The sequence below is a fragment of the Pradoshia sp. Z3_51 genome (assembly GCF_058215915.1).
Window position 1 is genome coordinate 142217 of record NZ_JBZAJC010000006.1, and the last position, 18532, is coordinate 160748.

Here is an 18532-nt window from a genome sequence, read left to right on the forward strand (position 1 = left end):
TCTTCTATATATATGTACACGAAAATACCAACTTGCTCATAAATGCAAAAAAAAGAAGCCTTAAAATAAGGCTTCAAAGCGAAATCTTCATCTATTTAAATAATGTCTTCTACCCAAGGGGGCAAGGCAGTCGACAGTTATTCTCAGTTATTATTTCTCCGTTACTGTAACAGATACGGTTTTCTCCACTCCATTTCGATAAAGCTTGATTTTGACCTTATCTCCATTTGCAGCATTAGAATACAAGTATTTTCTGAACTCCCCAAGTGTAGTGACTTCCGCATCATTGATTGCCACTACCACGTCCTTAGCCTCTATACCTGCTTCAGCAGCGGGAGAACCGGTTTCCACCTGAGTTACTAACACTCCACTTGTTATCTCGGAAGGAAGATTCAATTGTTGCTGCAATACATATTGAGGTATTTCGGATATAGATTGCAAGCCTACACCAATATATGGACGTTGTACTTTTCCATCGGCAAGAAGGTCATTCACAATATCTGAAACATCCTTACTTGGAATAGCAAACCCTATTCCCTCAACCTCTTCAGATGATATTTTCATACTGTTGATACCAATAACTTGTCCGTCGGAATTGACAAGCGCTCCGCCACTGTTCCCAGGGTTTATAGCTGCATCCGTTTGAATTGCATCCATATCCCATTCACCAGCAGATGTAGCAACCGTTACTGTACGCTGCAATCCGCTGATAATTCCCTGGGTTACGGACCCCGAGAAGTCAAGACCCAAAGGGTTACCTATTGCCAACACTGGTTCACCAACACTTAGCTTTTCAGAGTCTCCGAATTCGGCTACTTTTGTCACTTTGCTTCCATCAATTTTTAATACCGCCAAGTCTGTTAATGGATCTGTTCCAACCAGTTCAGCCGTTATCCTTGTACCTTCTGCCAAGGACACCTCAATAGTATCTGCATTCTCAATAACATGATTATTGGTCACAATAAATGCATCTTTTCCCGATTTTTTGAAAATAACCCCAGAACCAGTCCCGCTCTCCTGGCTGTTATTGGACTCCTCATTGATTGTTGGTTGGCGGTAGTCATAGTAATTAGATGAGTTTTGTATATTCACTATACCTACAACCGCAGGAGAAACCTCCTCAATCATTTGAATTAGTTCAGAGGTTGTTTTCGTAGAGTCTACAATCTTCAGGCCATCCTCATCATTTACCTTATCATTTGTAGCAATGGCTGTTTTAACAGGTCCATCATCACCTGGCAGTACGCCTGATAAATCAACAAAACCTAAGTAAGAACCTGCTCCAAGTGCCACCATTCCACCAAGAATTGCGGTAATGACTGGTGTCAGCCATCTGGACCTTTTTTTCTTCTCTCTTGTAGATCTAACCTCTGCTTGATCATCAGATGCTTGAAGCGGTTGTACTTCCAAACATTCATTTACTTGTTCATTATTTTCATCTGTCATATCTTCTTCCTTGGCAGAGCTTAGTTCATGATATCCACGATATGAAATAATTTCTGTTTCAATATCTTTCTCATCTGGTAATGCAGGAATCTGAATATTATCCTGATTAGCAGTATCTATTGGTCTATCAAAATCATCATAATCACGACGGTTATTGTTTTCCATCCAAATTCCTCTCCTCACTCATTAAAGTGTCTATTTAATATATTACGATAATTGTAGAATAATTGCATTTCTGCTCTTCTCACTATCTAATTTACTAACTGTATGTGTCAACAAAATGTCAAAATCTTTTCTCCTCTTAAAAAATTTAAAAGCTGCCTGTTCTTTGGCAGCTTTTAAACATATTCATTATGTTCTGGGGGCCTACAGGATGTAGGTCACAAAGACGTTGCCACAGGACATGGCGTTTTTAGTCTTTGTCCCTTACCCTTAATCCTTCCGAGCCTCTGTCTTATGCTCCTCGCGGGCCTACAGGATGTAGGTCATGAAGACGTTGCCACAGGACGTGGCGCTTTTAGTCTTCGTTCCTTAAACGAGGCTCTTCAGCACTATGGTAATCCGGCTTCAGAGCCTAGGAGTTCGGGACATAAGCATAGCCTCTTCGGGGAAGAACATCCCCTTCGAGCCTCTGTCTTATGCTCCTCACGGGCCTACAGGATGTAGGTCATGAAGACGTTGCCACAGGACGTGGCGTTCTTAGTCTTCGTTCCTTAAGATAAGGCTCTTCAGTACTATGTGTAATCCGGCTTCAACGGCTAGAAGCTCAGGACATAAGCATAGTCTCTTCAGGAGGGAAGAACACCTCCTTCCGAGCCTCTGTCTTATGCTCCTCGCTTCTGAGCAAGCCGTTTCAGCACTATAGTAAACGTTGTACCTTCTTCACTGCTATTCGTTAATACCAAATCTCCATCCATTGCATTGGCGAGCATTCTGCTGAATGGGAGTCCTAGTCCTAGACCGCGGATTTTGTATTTTTTATCTTCTCCTCGATAAAAACGTTCAAATATTAAATCCTGCTCGGCAAGCGGGATTCCCGAACCGCTGTCCTGTACATCGATTGCGACATGATCCTCATCATATTTATAAATACGGACCTCTATCCTTCCCTCTCCTTGAATAGCATGCTTGGAATTATTCAAGAGATTAATCATAATTTGCTGCAATCGCAGAGGGTCCGCCGATACTACCATATCTTCTTTTGGCTGCTGTACAGTAACTTTAACAAGTTGATCATCCTGCACAATATCCCATTGGTAAATCATTTCATTAATGACCTCACCAATTTTTACAGACTCTCTGTTAACAGGGATGGCATTGGCTGTAAAGGAGTTGAACTCCAATAAGTCTCCCACCATTTTTTGCATACGAGTCGTTTCCTGTAAGGATATGGCCAGAAACTCTTTTGCTTCTTCCCCTGTTACAACTCCATCATTAACGGCTTGAAGCAAACCGCTGATAGACGTTACAGGCGTCTTTAATTCATGTGTTACACCTGCCAGCAATTCAGCTCGCATAGCTTCAAGCTGCTCCAATTTAATAGCCATTTCCTTAAAGGAATGGACTAAATCATAAACTTCCTGTTCATTTACCTCTTCAATAAGTTCAATATTATAATTTCCTTTTTGAACCTGCTTAGCTGCTTCAGCTACATTCTCAATCGGCTTAACCAGTCTTTTGGATAAAAAGTAAATCGCAACCCATCCGAGCAAGGCCAAACTTAAAATCATAATCAAAAGTAATTTGTATTCCTGATCTACTGCAGTTAACTCATCCTCAGATTGCATAACGACAATCCAACTAATCACCGTATCATTCACAATCATAGGCCGCTTAACCAAATAATAATCTCTGCCACCAATATTGTTTAATTGTTTCACTTCATCCTTACTATTAAGCAGTGCAGTTGAAAATGAAGATACATTAAGGTGATTACTTGAACGATTCTCAATTACTATTTTTCCATTTACATCCACCACATAAATGGACGGATTGCCGCTGACCTCTAATAATTTTTTTCGATTGGCAAAAACCTCTGGATTCTGCTCTGTTTGAATATCAGTTCCAACCATTTGATCCAGTATTCGCGCTGCTACTTCCTCAGCCAAATATTTATTAATATCCAGGTTCTTATTAAGAGTGGATTGCCTGATAATGATTCCTGTAAGGAATCCTATGACAATAAGTCCAATAAACAGGGTAACCAGATATCGTGTCGTCCAGTATTTCAACAAACTGACACGTTTAGTCGGATGGTTTTTCTTTTTTTGACCCAAGTGCTTCAGAAAATACATTTGCAGTTTATTATTTTTTTTCATAGACACTTAATTGATACCCCAATCCTCGCAGAGTTTTAATTTCTCCTTCAGATGCAGGCCAGTTTTGCAGAGACTTTCTCAGCCTTTTGATGGACAAATCTACCGCTCGGTCACTGCCGTCGTAATCCATCCCCCATACATGATCAATTAATTGATCTCTCGTAAATAATTGATTAGGATTTTGTGCCAAGAAGATGAGCAGTGAGAGATCGCGCGGTGTTAAGTCAAGCTCTACTCCATTTAATGTAACATTATGAGCTTTCATATTAATGCACAACGCGCCAAACTGTTTCTTTTCCTTATCATCAATGACCTGTCCAGATCTTCTCAATACTGCCTGGACACGGGCAACCACTTCATCTCCAATGAAGGGTTTAGTGATATAGTCGTCAGCTCCATCATTTAAGCCTGTGAGCTTGTAATTAATATCACCAAGTGCTGTGAGCATAATAACAGGGCATGCGCTTTTCGTACGAATTTCTTTTAATATATCCCATCCACTCATACCTGGAAGCATAACATCGAGCAAAACAAGATTCGGTTGAAACTCCTCAAATTTAGCAATGGCTTCACCACCTGTAAATACTTGTTCAACTTCGTAGTTTACTTTCTTCAAGTAAGCCTTTAAAACCTGGCTGATGGCTTTTTCATCTTCTACAATCATGATTTTTTGCATCTTTCGTACTCACTCCTCGAGGATTAAAAGATAGGACAAAAATCCCCGATAACTCGGAGATTTTCATTAAACAAAATTCACTTATTGGTGCGAATGTTCGCTTATATTATTAACAATCGTTATTTGGCCTTTAGAAAGGCGAATCGTTTGATCTGCAATGTCAGCAATATGCTGATCATGCGTAACGATGATGACACATTTATTTTCCTCATGTGCCAGCTGCATAAATAACTTAATGATGTCTTGAGCGGTATCCTCATCGAGGTTTCCAGTCGGTTCATCTGCTACAATTAAATCTGATTTACAGCAAAGGGCTCGTGCAATGGAGACACGTTGCTGCTGACCGCCACTCAGTGTGAGCACCTTTTGTCCAGCCTGCTTTTCATCGATGCCCACTTTTCTAAGCATCTCGAGTGCATACTGTTTTTTGTCCTTAACCTTATTTCCGGTAATCTCCATCGCTGTAGTGACATTTTGTAACGCAGTCATATAGGGCAGTAAATTATAGGATTGGAAGACAATCGAAACATATTTATTTCGAAACGTGGTATATCCAATTTTTCTAATATCTTTTCCTTCGTATAATACCTGTCCATCCTTAGGAGCATCCAGCGCACTCGCCAAGGCGAGAAGCGTAGTTTTTCCTGAACCGGAAGGACCGACAATTGCATAAAATAATCCTTTATTAAAAGAAACATTAATTTTCTTTACTATATCATGCTGTTTATTATTATGTCTGTACCAATAACTTAGATCCTTAAACTCCAATAATGCGCTCATTTACGGTTCCTCCTAATCCTGTCTTGAAAGTATTGCTTTTGGCTGCAATCGAAGTATGGATAATGATGGGATCAATGTAGCCAGGATGGCAATCAGTAAACCAATACCGGTTAACATACCAAGATCGGAAGCAGTTACTTTAACATCTAGATCATCCACTTGAGCTGTTTCCACCTGTGCCTGATTCGGTGCACCAGGAGCGTTTCCTCCTCCTCCCATTCCAGGGCCCATGCCGCCTTCCATTTGCATTCCTTTACCGCCAAATGGATCCATTGTGGATTGTGTATCCGTTTCTACTTGTTGGGATAATAATTGATCGCCGATTTTATCAGCTGCTACATTACCAGTGACAGAAGCTATACCAAGTGCAAATACAGCAATGATTAGTATTTCTACAATAAACTGCCCTATCAACTTGCTCTTCTTTTCTCCAATGGCAAGCAGTACGCCCATTTCATATTTACGCTCCCGTATACCAAGCATTACAATCAGTCCTAAAATAATCGCACCTGCAATAGTCACGAGATAGACAACGTTCTTAGAAAAGGATGCTACATTGTTAATTGGTTCAACCATTTGTTGATACAACTGATCGTTGGCATCCATTTTAAATATGTCCGTATCAATAGCTCCGGTCGCTTCTGCATCCTCAATAAAAGAATCCGTATCCGCTGGGTCATTCATGTAGTAGACTGCGCTTTCGATTGTATCCTTGTAATCTTCACCCTTCAATTCATTAACAAGTGTGTATGGTACATATACTTTGTTATACGGATTCATGGCAGTGAAGTTCATCATACCTGAATCAGTAGATATTGAAGAAGTTTTGTAAATGCCGATTATTTCGACTTCAACAGTTGTATCTTCATCTGTTGAAGAGGTCACCTCTAATTGGTCCCCAACTACCAATTCGTTCTCTTCAGCCAGTGTCTCTTCGATAATGGCTACATTTTTATTTAAATGGTCATCTGATAGATGAGTGCCCTCTACCATTTCGGCATCTCCATCCATAAATTCGCTTGTTGTATCTGTAAAAGCTACTCCCTGGAGACTAATATCGGCATCCGCCATACTTGGACTGCCGCCTCCTCCAAATCCCGGACCTTGGCCATTTTTGTTCGTTTCATTTGTTGTACTTGTTGACTCTGTTTCTATTGGATCAAAATTTCCAGCCACTCCAAATGTAGTAGAATAATAGTTATATCCTTTTATCTGTGACAAAGATAGTAATTCATTTGCATCCTCAACCGCGACAGGCTCTTCTGTTAATCTAACAGGTTCTCTGTTTTCTTGATTTTCACGCTCCTGCCGTTGCTGCTCCATTAATTTTTCTCGATCAGCACTTAGTGTGACTTCACTGCCAAGACTCTGTTTTGCGAGCTCTGCTGATTTGTTTGCTGCTGTTTGTATCGATAAGCCAGATAAAACAAGCACACAGGTAACTGTGAATACAACTAACTGTAGAATGCTCTTCCCTTTTCTGGCTTTTACACTTAAAAAAGCCCTTTTTATAAAGTTCATCTTTTTCATCCTTTCTGACAATCTATACCGGGTAAATCCTTAGAAAAGCTTTTCTATAAAAAATCTTACGACCATAATGTGTCGATAAAATGTCAAACAAAACTAAAAATATTTGTGTAGGTGAAACTATTATATTTGTATGAAAAGCTTTACAATTGACGTTAGAAATATTGATTATGTACAGTTGAAAAGAATATAACTATTAATATAACCGCTTGATACATAGATTTTTTTATACTTCATAGACACATAATTATCTAAGCATTTTGAGCGGTTTTAGAGGAGAAACTCATGGAAAATAAAAAAATATTGCCCGTTCTATTCCTGGTCATGTTTTTAGTGATGGTTGGCTTCGGGATTATCATTCCGGTCCTTCCATTTTTAGCAGAAGAGGTCGGCGGCACACCTACCCAGCTTGGCTTACTAATGGCAGTTTATTCGTTAATGCAGTTAATTTTCGCTCCGATTTGGGGAAAGATATCGGATCGAATCGGCAGAAAACCAGTCATGTTAATCGGTATATTTGGTCTGGCTTTATCATTCTTCATCATGGCCATAGCCAATTCATTATGGATAATGTTTGTGGCACGGATCATTGGTGGTATCCTTTCCTCAGCCAATATGCCAACTACCATGGCCTATGTAGCAGATATTACGACTGAAGAAGATCGTGGAAAAGGAATGGGGATTATAGGAGCAGCGACCGGGTTAGGCTTCATCTTCGGTCCAGCAATTGGCGGGATTCTTTCAAAATCCAGCTTAAATACGCCTTTCTTAATTGCCGGAATCCTCTCTACTTTGACGTTCTTATTAGTACTTATTGTTCTTAAGGAATCCTTAACAGCTGAACAATTAGGAAAACAAAGCTCGGGCAACAAATCGATGTGGATGAATTTTAGCGGTGCTGCTTCTATCTTGTTTGTGCTTCAATGCGTCGTATCTTTGTCTATGGCTGGTCTTGAAGCAACTTTTGCTTATTTTGCCGCTAATAAGGCTGGAATTGATACGGTCCAATTAGGATATATCTTTATGATTATGGGATTTGGCAGTGCGATTGTGCAGGGAGGACTCATTGGAATTATGACGAAGAAATGGGGAGAAGGCCGAGTCATTCAAATCGGGCTAATCGTTTCAATCATCGGGTTTATACTAATCCTATTTACCAATAGCTTCTGGACTGCAACACTCTTTATAACAATCTTCGGGTTAGGCAATGGGCTTATTCGTCCAGCTGTCACTGCATTGCTGACAAAGACCTCAACAGGAGGACACGGCAGCTCAACCGGACTACTTTCATCCTTTGATTCCCTTGGCAGGATCATAGGCCCGCCACTTGGAGGTTTACTGTATTCATTCGCCGTTGGACTCCCTTATATTTCAGGAGCTATTCTGACTGTAGGTGCATTATTGCTTTATCAGGTTTACCATGCTCAGGCAAGAAAAGTTCAAGCTTTATAAAATTATAGTATTGAAGCCTTCGATTTTTTACCATCGGAGGCTTTTTTGTTTTATAAGAGGTAATCTTAAGCGCTATGGGCAGGCGCTGGCTGGTTTTTTCCTCAATCCGGCTTTATTATTCCTGCTTTCCGCTGGTTTATTCACCTAATTGGCTGGTTTCTGCCTCTTTCCCGCTGGATTTCCTGCCGAATCGGCGGGATTCCCCCTGTTACTCTCCCTAGAATATCCTAATCATCAGTTTCCTTTCCGCTATTTCACTTGCAATCTAGATTCGGTCTATATTTAGGAGGAATTTTGAGTGAATTATAGAATATAGGTATATCATAACTAACATTTTGTTAGCGGGGAGCCTTTACTTAATTTTATGCAACTTAATGGCTAGTAAGTTAACCGGAAGGATTCATGCTGAAAGAAGGAATATGATTCTTTTTGGAGAATTGAATATACATGAAACTAATTATGGACTTGGGAGACTTCTAATGGAACTTACAATAAGTAAAGATTATTTCAACGAGGCATTATCCGATGTTAGCAGGGCAGTGACAACAAAATCGCTTTTACCAATTCTAACAGGCATAAAGTTGGTCGCTAAGGAGGATTGTTTAATTCTGATTGGCAGCAATTCCAATATTGCAATAGAAAAAATAATTCCTTTAGAAATGAACGGTATCCGGATATTAAACATAGATGAAACTGGCAGCGCAGTTCTTCCAGCTAAATATTTATGTGAAGTTGTAAAAAAATTATCTGATGATATTCATATAAAGGTAACTGGAAATAACGTAGCTAAAATTCAATCTGATGAAGTCATGGTATACCTAAATGGATTTAATCCTGGCAAGTATCCCACTTACCCTTCAATAAAGACAAACCATTTTATACAGATACACAGCTCTGCCTTAATGGAAATAATCAAACAAACTACATTTGCAGTCTCCAAAAGTGAAACAAGACCTGTTCTAACTGGTGTGAATATGTCGTTTAAAGAGAATAAGCTAACCTGTGTTGCGACCAATTCCCATCGACTGGCTTTAAGGAAAGTACCAATAAACTCACAAATTGAAGCTTCTTTCATTGTTCCTGGTGCCAGCCTTACTGAGCTCACAAAACTAATGAATAATGAAAAAGATCTTATACATATTTACATATTAGACAATTATATCGTATTCAAATCGTCGACTACCTCATTATATTCCAGACTTATTGAAGGTAATTTCCCTGGCATCTCTAAACTTATACCAGCCGATTCGAAAACCGTCATGATACTAGATACAGTAAAGTTATTAAAGGGGATAGATCGGGCTCGGCTGTTTGCAAGTGAATGGAAAAATAACAATATATTGATTGAAATGATAGATGGTAAACAAATAAAGATTGCATCAAACTCAACAGACATGGGGAAAATCGAAGAAATAATGGATATCAGAATGGTTCAAGGTGAAATTAATTTAAGTATATCTCTTGATGGAGAATTTCTACTCGATGCTTTAAAAGCCATAAAAGAAAAAGAAGTAAAATTAAGTTTTGGCGGATCCTTAAGACCCGTCTTGATTGAACCAGTTAACAATCCGTCTCATCTTCACCTTATATCCCCTGTACGATCGTATTGATGTAAATCTATTTCTTAGAAAAAAAATAACGGCTGCTTGTACACGGCAGCCGTTATTTTTTATTGAATTCTGTTTTCAACTGCCTGACATACTTCCTCAGCAGTAAGACCATCAGCGTTGATCACTGAAGCTTTTGTTGCTGTATCCTGCATACCCATTACGTTAATATCCAGGCCGGATACAACACAGCAGTCACACCCTTGTGTGTCATTTTCCTGTTTTAATTCGATTACATTATGTCCTTTATCACGTAAAGCTTGTTGAACGTCTGATAAAGATTGCTCCACACCAATTTTAGCCATAACATCCACCTCCTTCTTATGTAAATTGTCCATTAAGGCGACAAATTATACCAAAAATGCAGAAGGTCAATCGAAATATTGGTATATATATTATTATTACTGGTATAGCATTTAGTATTACAATCATGTTAATATTTGAGCAAAACTATTTACTTATAACCAATTTAAGACTATTATTCTATAAAAAGGAAAGAAAAGTGGTGTGAAAATGAAGTCAACTGGGATTGTTAGAAAAGTCGATGAACTCGGCAGAATTGTACTGCCGATTGAACTTAGAAGAACTCTTGATATTAACATAAAAGATTCTATAGAGATTTTTACGGATGAAGACAAAATTATCCTGCAAAAATATACACCGGGTAAGGCTTGTGCCATTACAGGTGAAGTCAGTAATCAGAATATTTCATTAGCCAATGGAAAGATTGTGTTAAGTCAGGAAGGATTACGAATACTAAATTCAGAATTAAATCGAGTGATTGAAAGATAAAAGGCGATTCTTTATCGCCTTTTACCTCGAATTCAAGAGAATTTTATACTTACTTACTAGCATCGACTGTAATATGTTTAAATGCTTGGAAATTAAAGAGTCCTTGATTTGTTAATTTAAGTTGCGGACTAACTGGCAGTGCCAAAAAGGATCACATTAAAAAGGATTAACATCCTTTGAGGCACCGAGTTGTTCTAATCCTTTATGCAGCCGTCCAACTTTCTGATTTATCATGCAGGCAAAACAAAAAGCATGAGTCCAGTAAAGTACCGAACTCATGCCCTAAATCATCTGCAAAACAATATGTCATTTACTCAATTATTCTTTCACTAGATCCTCGATTGAATCTATATCCATGTAAGTAGGAACAACGAGTCCACTCTTGGCACCTTTTAGATTTGGACCCAGATCGGTTAAATCTTCCTTATACTTATCATAGTAGGCATTATGAGTTAATGGCAGCCAAGCCGCAACCATGGCATCTGCTTTTTGATTGGCAATTGATGCAAACATCGGCCCAATTTCTACCTGCTTTAATTCCGGACTATATCCATGCATTCTTAATACTTCACCAATAACATTTGTTGATGCGATCTCTGACTCCCAGGCAACATAGATTAGACTAATACTTTGTCCTTCTCCCTTTTCTGCACCTGTCAGCCATTGATCCACCTTATTTGGATATTTTTCAATCCATTTGGCGGCTGCCTCTTTTGGTGTCATTCCTCCTTCCATGTCCACCATTACCTCTTCCATATCAGCTGGAGTCCAGTAAAATTGATCTAAGATTTGTTCTGCTCCAGGCAACTCTTCTTTCAAGCCTTTTCGGACCAATGTATGGATGTTTTCACTTTGGCCATATACATTCTTGGGATCATCTAAATATTTCAGATCATATTTTTGGAACTTCCAATGCGGTGTCCAACCTGTCAGAATAATTGGATCCTGATTATCGTAAGCCTTTTGAAGCTCAGCAACCATAGCAGCAGATGATCCTTCCTGCAAAGTCCAGTCTTCTTCCAGTCCATATTTCTTCAACACTTCTTCAGTTGCTGACATAATTCCTGCTCCAGGCTCAATACCCACAATTTTATAATCCACCTGATTGCCCACATAAGCATCATCTTTTGTACCTGTTTCTGCAGAAGAAGATAATGCTATATATGCGTATCCTCCAAGGAAAATTAAGATGATGAAACTATAAACCCATTTCTTAGCAATTACTCTTTCATATACAGGAGTTCTGAGGTTTTGCGATAATCTGTCTAAAATAATTGCAATGATAACAAGTGCTAAACCAGCTTCGAATCCTTCACCTACTGCTATTTGCGAAACGGCACGGTATACCTCGGCACCCAATCCAGGCGCACCAACAAGGGATGCCATAACCACCATAGATAAAGAAAGCATGATACTTTGGTTGATTCCGGCCATTATCGTTGAAACAGCCAATGGCAGTTGGACCTTTGTGATTTTCTGCCACGTGGTGGAACCAAAGGCTTGAGAAGCTTCTATTAAATCTGCCGGAACCTCCCGGATTCCTAAGTTCGTCATTCGAATCGTCGGCGCAACAGCGAAAATAAAAGAGGCCACGATTCCCGGAACGACTCCAATTCCAAAGAAAAGGATGGCAGGAATCAGATAAACGAAGCCAGGCATCGTTTGCATGAAATCCAGAATCGGCATTACAATTCTCTTCACCGTATTACTCTGTGACGCCCAAATACCAATTGGGACTCCGACAATAACCGTAATCAGTACGGATGCCAATACTAATGCCAATGTTTGAATCATAGCATCCCATAATCCTAAATTATCAATCAATAATAATCCTATAAACGTTAATAATGCCATGCCCCAATTATTTGTATATAAAACTAGCAGAGTAATCAGGATAATTAACAGAATGGAAGGTCCTAAGCCCAGTACTTCCACACTTGTATCAATAATAGTTTGAATGAACATCGAAATCCAATTAAATAGTGGTCCACATACTTCTGTTACCCAATCAATAAAACGATCTACTCCAGAAGCTATCGGTAATTTTTCTAGGTTCATTGACTTTCCTCCTTATCTTGGAGTACATCTTTGTTACCAGCCAATGCTCCAATGACAACACCACGTACAAGAACACCCTTCAATCTGTTAGCTTCATCAACGATTGCTAATGGGATTTGTGCATTTGCCATATCGTCGAGCAAATCAGATAGAATCGTATTTTCCAATGCTGTTGGCACTTCTTTTGTCATGACCTCTTCTATAGGGATTTTCTTTAGAATAGCTTCTCTTGCCTGGTCGGCGGAGAGCGCCCCAAGCAGTGTCTGCTTGCGGTCTACGATAAATATACTGGAGTATCCCCTGTCTTTCATAATTTGTAAGGCAACACGAGGACCTCGTTCAATTATAATACGTTCCGCCCGAGTCATAATCGAAGACGCAGTAAGAACATGTGACAAATCGATTCCTTCAATAAATCGTTCAACATAATCATTGGCAGGATTCATCATGATTTCCTCAGGGGTTCCCACTTGAATTACCTTGCCATCACGCATCAAGGCGATCCGGTCACCTATTCTTAAAGCTTCATCCAAATCATGCGTAATAAACACAATTGTTTTTTTGTAATTATCCTGGATTTCCAGCAGCTCATCCTGCATGCTTTTGCGGATAAGAGGATCAAGGGCACTAAACGCCTCATCCATAAGAACAATATCTGTATCACTGGCCAAAGCCCTCGCAAGCCCAACACGCTGTTGCATTCCGCCGCTCAATTGGGATGGATATTGATCTTCATATCCTTTTAGGCCAACCACTTCCAGTGATTCCATTGCCTTCTGTTTTCGTTCCTGTTCAGGTATTTTTTGAATTTCCAATCCATACTCTGTATTCTCCAGGATAGTTTTATGAGGGAATAGGGCGAAGTTTTGAAACACCATACTAATTTTCTTTCTTCTAGTTTCACGTAATTCAGCCGGTGACATGTTGACTATATTCTCATTATCAATCAATATCTCACCGGATGTCGGGGCAATTAGACGGTTTAACATTCGAATCAACGTGGATTTCCCACTCCCCGATAATCCCATAACTACAAAAATTTCTCCTTCATAGATATCAAGATTGGCATTATTAACCCCAATCGTACATCCTGTTTTCTTTAAGATATCTTTTTTTGAAGAGCCCTGCTTCAATAATTCAAGTGCAGATTGTGGAGATTTCCCAAACACTTTTACAACATTTTTTATACTTATTTTTGGCTGCAAACAACCACTCCTTCTATGTATTTTTTTGAATCAAACCATTTTTCCCTACTTATTACTATATCCTATTTTGTGAAAATCTAAACTTTTTTGCTCCTTTATACCCTTTTTCATGAGAATTGACACTAAAAAAGCCCCTCTTTTATGAGGGGCCAGACATTCAATATATAAAAACTCTATTCTTCTTCACCAATTATTTTTACTTCTGTTTCCAGACTGACGCCAAAATTAGCTTTAACCGTGTCCTGAACATGCTTAATTAATGCCAGATAGTCAGTAGCAGTAGCATCTCCAGTGTTAATAATGAACCCAGCATGCTTTGTAGAAACCTGTGCTCCACCAATTTGAGCTCCTTGCAGGCCGCTATCCTGAATCAGTTTACCTGCAAAATAGCCCGGCGGACGTTTAAATACACTTCCGCAGGAAGGATACTCAAGCGGTTGCTTGGACTCCCTTAAAAAGGTTAACTCATCCATTTTTTCTTTAATTTCTTTTACATCTCCCGGTACTGGGGCAAAACGGGCTTCTAAAACGATATAGTTTTGCTTGGCAATCAAACTGCTGCGGTAAGTAAGCTCCATCTCATCTTTCGTCAATGTAAGAAGCTCACCCTTCTCATTTAACACGATCGCTGACTCAATCACCTGGGAGATTTCTCCACCGTAAGCACCAGCATTCATATACACAGCTCCACCGACTGAACCGGGGATTCCGCACGCAAACTCTAGTCCCGTCAGCTTCTGTTCTAAAGCAAAGCGGGATACATCAATAATGGTTGCTCCGCTCTGGGCAATAATTTTCCCATCTTCCATATAAATCTTATCCAAATGATTTAGAATCAGGACAATTCCTCTTATTCCACCATCTCTAACAATTAAATTCGACCCATTTCCTAAAATAGTCAACGGTATATCATTCTTATTTGCATAAAGTATCGTACTTTGAACCTCTTCATAGGTTGTAGGCAACACCAGAAAGTCTGCATTCCCACCCGTTTTAGTAAATGTATATTCACGTAAAGGTTCATCCTGTTTAATATGTTCTGCCTGAATAATCTGCTGCAATTCTTCAATTGTTTTTTGTTTATTCATACTCTCAACCTTCTGAATTTATATTTGTCATATCTTATTATATACATGATTCACTCTGGTAAATCACTGCAAATGGTTGGAAATCGCTAAAATCACATTCATGAGTAAAACGATAATCCTGTTAGTGAGATATCTTTAGAACAACCTCATTGACTATCATACTATAAATATGCCCTATAAAAAAATAGTTATATCTATACCAAGATACATCGAGTTAATTAAATGAACCATTTTTCTTTATGTATATGACATATACCTAAACTAATGTGCAAAAAGCATCATCCCTCCTTAAGGATGATGCTACGTACACACTCTAAGCCCTTTTAATCTCTAATGTTCTTGCAACTAAGGATAAACCGTAATTAACCACAAAATACATAAGTGCAACGAGAATCAGGATGGGGTAAATATAGTTCCCGTTTTGCGCGTAAATAATCTGGCCGTTATGTGTCAGTTCTGGCAATGCAATAATAACCGCTAATGATGTATCTTTTAACAAGGAAATAAACTGACTAACAATAGGTGGAACCATGTTCCGCAAGGCCTGTGGCAAAATAATATGAATAAGTGTCTGCATATAATTTAAACCTGATGAACGGGCTGCTTCTATTTGTCCTTTTGGCACTGAGTTTAAGCCACTTCTGATAATTTCTGAGATCATAGCAGATTCAAAAATGGTTAACGCCATAATGGCAGCAGTCGTTACACTCATATTCAAGGACCAGCCTCTGCTTGGATCCTGTAAACCAAAATAAACAAAGAAAATAATTAGGATTAGTGGCAGATTTCGAATCGTTTCTACTATAACCGCCACAACCTTTGATAACAATGGTATCTTGGCATAACGGATTATTCCTAATATCCCCCCGATAATAAAACTAAGGATAATAGAAATTACAGCAACCTTTAGCGTAACAAGAAATCCATCTACTAAAAATTTGAGATTATCGGGCGTATATGCTCCTGCAAAATCCATGATTACGCCTCCTTACGAGCTTTTTTCCAGGTGTTTTTCTAAATAGCCAACACCTAAACTTAGTGGAATGGTGATAACCAAATAGAATATAGCAACAAAAATATAGACATCAAATACAACAAATGTGTGGAGAGAGATCAAATCGGCCTGATACATTAATTCACCGCCGGCAATGACAGCCAAAATGGATGAATTTTTGACTAAATTGATAAATTGGTTGCCTAATGGAGGAATTACAACTTTTATAGCCTGAGGCAAAACAATCATTCTCATAGCCTGCCCATAGGTTAAACCTGATGAACGTGCTGCTTCCATTTGCCCTTTGTGAATTGAAAGAATCCCTGCACGAATGGCCTCTGCTATAAAAGCAGCCGTATAGATCGTTAATGCTAATGATCCCGCCGCAAAGCCTGGCATTTTCGCCCCATAATAAAAGATAAATGCAATGATTAATAAAGGAATATTTCGGACAAATTCAACATAGGCAGTCCCAATCCAATTTAGTGGCTTGAACGGCGCAATCCTCATGACTGCAATCAATGCCCCTAAAAAAAAGCTTCCTACGAGGGCTAATAAACTAATTTGTATCGTTTTTAAAAAACCCTCCAAATACATATCCATATTTTCTGCGAGTATAGAAAAATCCAGCAATTGATTCACTCCTCTTAATCAATCAGGATGAGCATACATGCCCATCCTGATCGGAGAAATTATTTATTTTCGATCCATTTATTAAGTATCTCATCATAAGTTCCGTTATCTTTAATTGTTTTTAGAGCTTTATTTAATTCATCCACTAATTCTGTATTACCTTTTTTAACAGCGATTCCATATGGCTCTTCCGTAAATTGTCCGCCAACTAATTCATACGAAGGATCTTCATCAACCATTCCATACAGGATGGCATCATCCGTTGTTAAGGCATCTCCTTGTCCGGATTTAAGTGCTGTAAAAGCTTCTGCATAGTTTTCATATTGCAGAACTTCTGCATCCGGTGCTTTTTCAGCTATATTTATAGCAGAAGTAGAACCTTTAACGGCAAGAACTTTGGTACCCGCTTTTAAATCATCTATGCTTTTAATTTTGCTTCCCTTTTTAACAAGCAATGATTGACCTGCTTCAAAATAAACATCTGTGAAATCTACTTCCTTTTTACGCTCCTCTGTAATTGTCATAGTGGCAACAACAGCATCAATCTTTCCATTCTGCAGCAATGGCACACGTGTTTTAGAAGTCACTTCTACGAACTCTACTTTATTTTCATCCCCAATTACCTCTTTAGCCAGTGCTTTTGCAATGTCCACATCAAAGCCTTCTACTTTACCAGTGCTCGTATTTTTCAATCCAAACAGGCGTGTATCATTTTTCACGCCAAATACGATTTTATCTTTATCCTTAATTTTTTCCAGACCCTTTTCAGATGATCCTCCGGTTGTTTCTTCTTTACTACCGCAGGCTGCCAACATGAATACAGCAATGATTGAGAGTATTGATACCTTCCAAAACTTTTTTAATGACATTCTTTTTCCCCCTTATTAATGATTTAAAATACGGCTTAAGAACGAACGAGCCCTTTCTTCCTGTGGATTCGTAAAGAATTCAGCCGGTGTGGATTCTTCTAAGATTTTTCCTTCATCCATAAAGACAATACGATTAGCAACCTCTTTCGCAAAGCCCATTTCATGCGTGACGACAACCATCGTCATACCTTCCTTCGCCAGCGCTTTCATAACATCCAATACTTCACCAATCATCTCAGGATCGAGAGCGGAGGTTGGTTCATCAAAAAGCATAACTTCCGGATTCATCGCTAATCCTCTTGCAATAGCTACACGTTGTTGCTGCCCGCCGGAAAGCTGGGCAGGATATGCATTTGCCTTATCAGGAATCCCTACTTTTTCAAGATATAGTTTTGCAGTCTTTTCGGCTTCCTCTTCAGATTTACCCAACACTTTCATAGGAGCCAATGTTATATTTTGAAGAACTGTTTTATGAGGATATAAATAAAAATGCTGAAATACCATACCGATATCACGACGAAGCTCGTTGATATTTGTCTTTTTATCCGTCACCGAAATACCATTTACTTTTAAAGTACCGCTATTAATCGCTTCGAGACGATTAATGCATCTGAGCATCGTACTTTTACCAGATCCCGAAGGACCAATTACGACTACTACTTCTCCCTTTTCAATTTGTAGATTTATATCTTTTAGAACATGAAAATCACCAAAATACTTATTTACATGATCAAAGACAATCAAAATACTTCCCCCTTGCTGATATTTGCAGCAATATTTTATATTTTCTGATATTATATGGACTACTTAGAATTATATGTATATAAAGTTTGTCCGTCAATCAAATTAAAACAGAATTTTCCGTTTTTTGAATAATTATACTTAGATAGGATCCATTAAATAACCTCTTATTATCATGACAATATACTATTTTTTTCTGAAAATATGTTTAAGTGCGTAGTGGTTTAATCATTCTAATAGAATTTATTGAAGTAGCAAATTCATCTCATCTAGATGTAAAACTTGCTGTACTAAGAAGTGTCATACTCTGAGGTAATAGAAATGTAGATCTAAAGATGTTTAAAAG

At 38.7% G+C, this 18532-nt stretch carries 16 protein-coding genes; 3 read left to right on the forward strand and 13 right to left on the reverse strand.

Annotation, left to right across the window (positions count from 1 at the left end):
- Nucleotides 1-150: 150 nt before the first annotated feature.
- The 5 genes from AC4BHA_RS13210 to AC4BHA_RS13230 all read right to left on the reverse strand — a co-directional run bounded on the left by AC4BHA_RS13210 (nt 151) and on the right by AC4BHA_RS13230 (nt 6741).
- A complete protein-coding gene (locus AC4BHA_RS13210; protein WP_490552443.1) occupies nt 151-1611 on the reverse strand; it encodes a S1C family serine protease in 1461 nt (486 codons plus the stop codon).
- Between the two features lie 659 nt (nt 1612-2270).
- Complete coding sequence (locus AC4BHA_RS13215) at nt 2271-3764, reverse strand: HAMP domain-containing sensor histidine kinase (RefSeq protein ID WP_490558788.1); 1494 nt, start codon at nt 3762-3764, stop codon at nt 2271-2273.
- Nucleotides 3751-4440, reverse strand: coding sequence for a response regulator transcription factor (locus AC4BHA_RS13220; RefSeq protein WP_139892251.1), 690 nt, complete (start codon nt 4438-4440; stop codon nt 3751-3753). Before AC4BHA_RS13220 ends, AC4BHA_RS13215 begins: the two co-directional genes overlap by 14 nt.
- 81 nt (nt 4441-4521) lie before the next feature.
- Nucleotides 4522-5220 (reverse strand): ABC transporter ATP-binding protein, encoded by a 699-nt coding sequence (locus AC4BHA_RS13225; protein ID WP_066106398.1) that lies wholly within the window; start codon nt 5218-5220, stop codon nt 4522-4524.
- 12 nt (nt 5221-5232) lie between these two features.
- Nucleotides 5233-6741: an ABC transporter permease gene (locus AC4BHA_RS13230; RefSeq protein ID WP_490558761.1), complete on the reverse strand. Its 1509-nt coding sequence runs from the start codon at nt 6739-6741 to the stop codon at nt 5233-5235.
- 291 nt (nt 6742-7032) lie between these two features.
- Between AC4BHA_RS13230 and AC4BHA_RS13235 the strand changes: the two genes are divergently transcribed.
- Entirely contained in the window at nt 7033-8199 is a 1167-nt protein-coding gene (locus AC4BHA_RS13235; RefSeq protein WP_140461740.1) for an MFS transporter, read from the forward strand.
- A gap of 479 nt (nt 8200-8678) precedes the next feature.
- Complete coding sequence (dnaN, locus tag AC4BHA_RS13240) at nt 8679-9809, forward strand: DNA polymerase III subunit beta (protein WP_066106897.1); 1131 nt, start codon at nt 8679-8681, stop codon at nt 9807-9809.
- A gap of 59 nt (nt 9810-9868) precedes the next feature.
- Here dnaN and AC4BHA_RS13245 read toward each other — a convergent pair whose 3' ends face one another.
- The gene (locus tag AC4BHA_RS13245) at nt 9869-10111 is read right to left on the reverse strand and encodes a YkuS family protein (protein ID WP_066106389.1); all 243 of its coding nucleotides are present in this window, start codon (nt 10109-10111) and stop codon (nt 9869-9871) included.
- Between the two features lie 208 nt (nt 10112-10319).
- Between AC4BHA_RS13245 and AC4BHA_RS13250 the strand changes: the two genes are divergently transcribed.
- Nucleotides 10320-10598, forward strand: a complete 279-nt coding sequence (locus AC4BHA_RS13250; RefSeq protein WP_066106388.1) for an AbrB/MazE/SpoVT family DNA-binding domain-containing protein — start codon at nt 10320-10322, stop codon at nt 10596-10598.
- Between the two features lie 318 nt (nt 10599-10916).
- Here the strand turns inward: AC4BHA_RS13250 and AC4BHA_RS13255 are convergent, their stop codons facing one another.
- From AC4BHA_RS13255 to AC4BHA_RS13285, 7 genes are all read right to left on the reverse strand, one after another.
- A complete protein-coding gene (locus AC4BHA_RS13255) occupies nt 10917-12656 on the reverse strand; it encodes a glycine betaine ABC transporter substrate-binding protein (RefSeq protein ID WP_066106386.1) in 1740 nt (579 codons plus the stop codon).
- A complete protein-coding gene (locus AC4BHA_RS13260; protein ID WP_490558762.1) occupies nt 12653-13861 on the reverse strand; it encodes a quaternary amine ABC transporter ATP-binding protein in 1209 nt (402 codons plus the stop codon). Before AC4BHA_RS13260 ends, AC4BHA_RS13255 begins: the two co-directional genes overlap by 4 nt.
- A 173-nt stretch (nt 13862-14034) precedes the next feature.
- Nucleotides 14035-14949, reverse strand: a complete 915-nt coding sequence (gene murB, locus AC4BHA_RS13265; protein WP_140461742.1) for a UDP-N-acetylmuramate dehydrogenase — start codon at nt 14947-14949, stop codon at nt 14035-14037.
- A gap of 313 nt (nt 14950-15262) precedes the next feature.
- The gene (locus tag AC4BHA_RS13270; protein ID WP_490558763.1) at nt 15263-15925 is read right to left on the reverse strand and encodes an amino acid ABC transporter permease; all 663 of its coding nucleotides are present in this window, start codon (nt 15923-15925) and stop codon (nt 15263-15265) included.
- Nucleotides 15926-15937: 12 nt separating this feature from the next.
- Entirely contained in the window at nt 15938-16573 is a 636-nt protein-coding gene (locus tag AC4BHA_RS13275; RefSeq protein ID WP_077248128.1) for an amino acid ABC transporter permease, read from the reverse strand.
- Nucleotides 16574-16635: 62 nt separating this feature from the next.
- Complete coding sequence (locus AC4BHA_RS13280; protein WP_139892245.1) at nt 16636-17445, reverse strand: transporter substrate-binding domain-containing protein; 810 nt, start codon at nt 17443-17445, stop codon at nt 16636-16638.
- Between the two features lie 15 nt (nt 17446-17460).
- Nucleotides 17461-18189 (reverse strand): amino acid ABC transporter ATP-binding protein, encoded by a 729-nt coding sequence (locus AC4BHA_RS13285; RefSeq protein WP_490558764.1) that lies wholly within the window; start codon nt 18187-18189, stop codon nt 17461-17463.
- Nucleotides 18190-18532 lie beyond the last annotated feature (343 nt).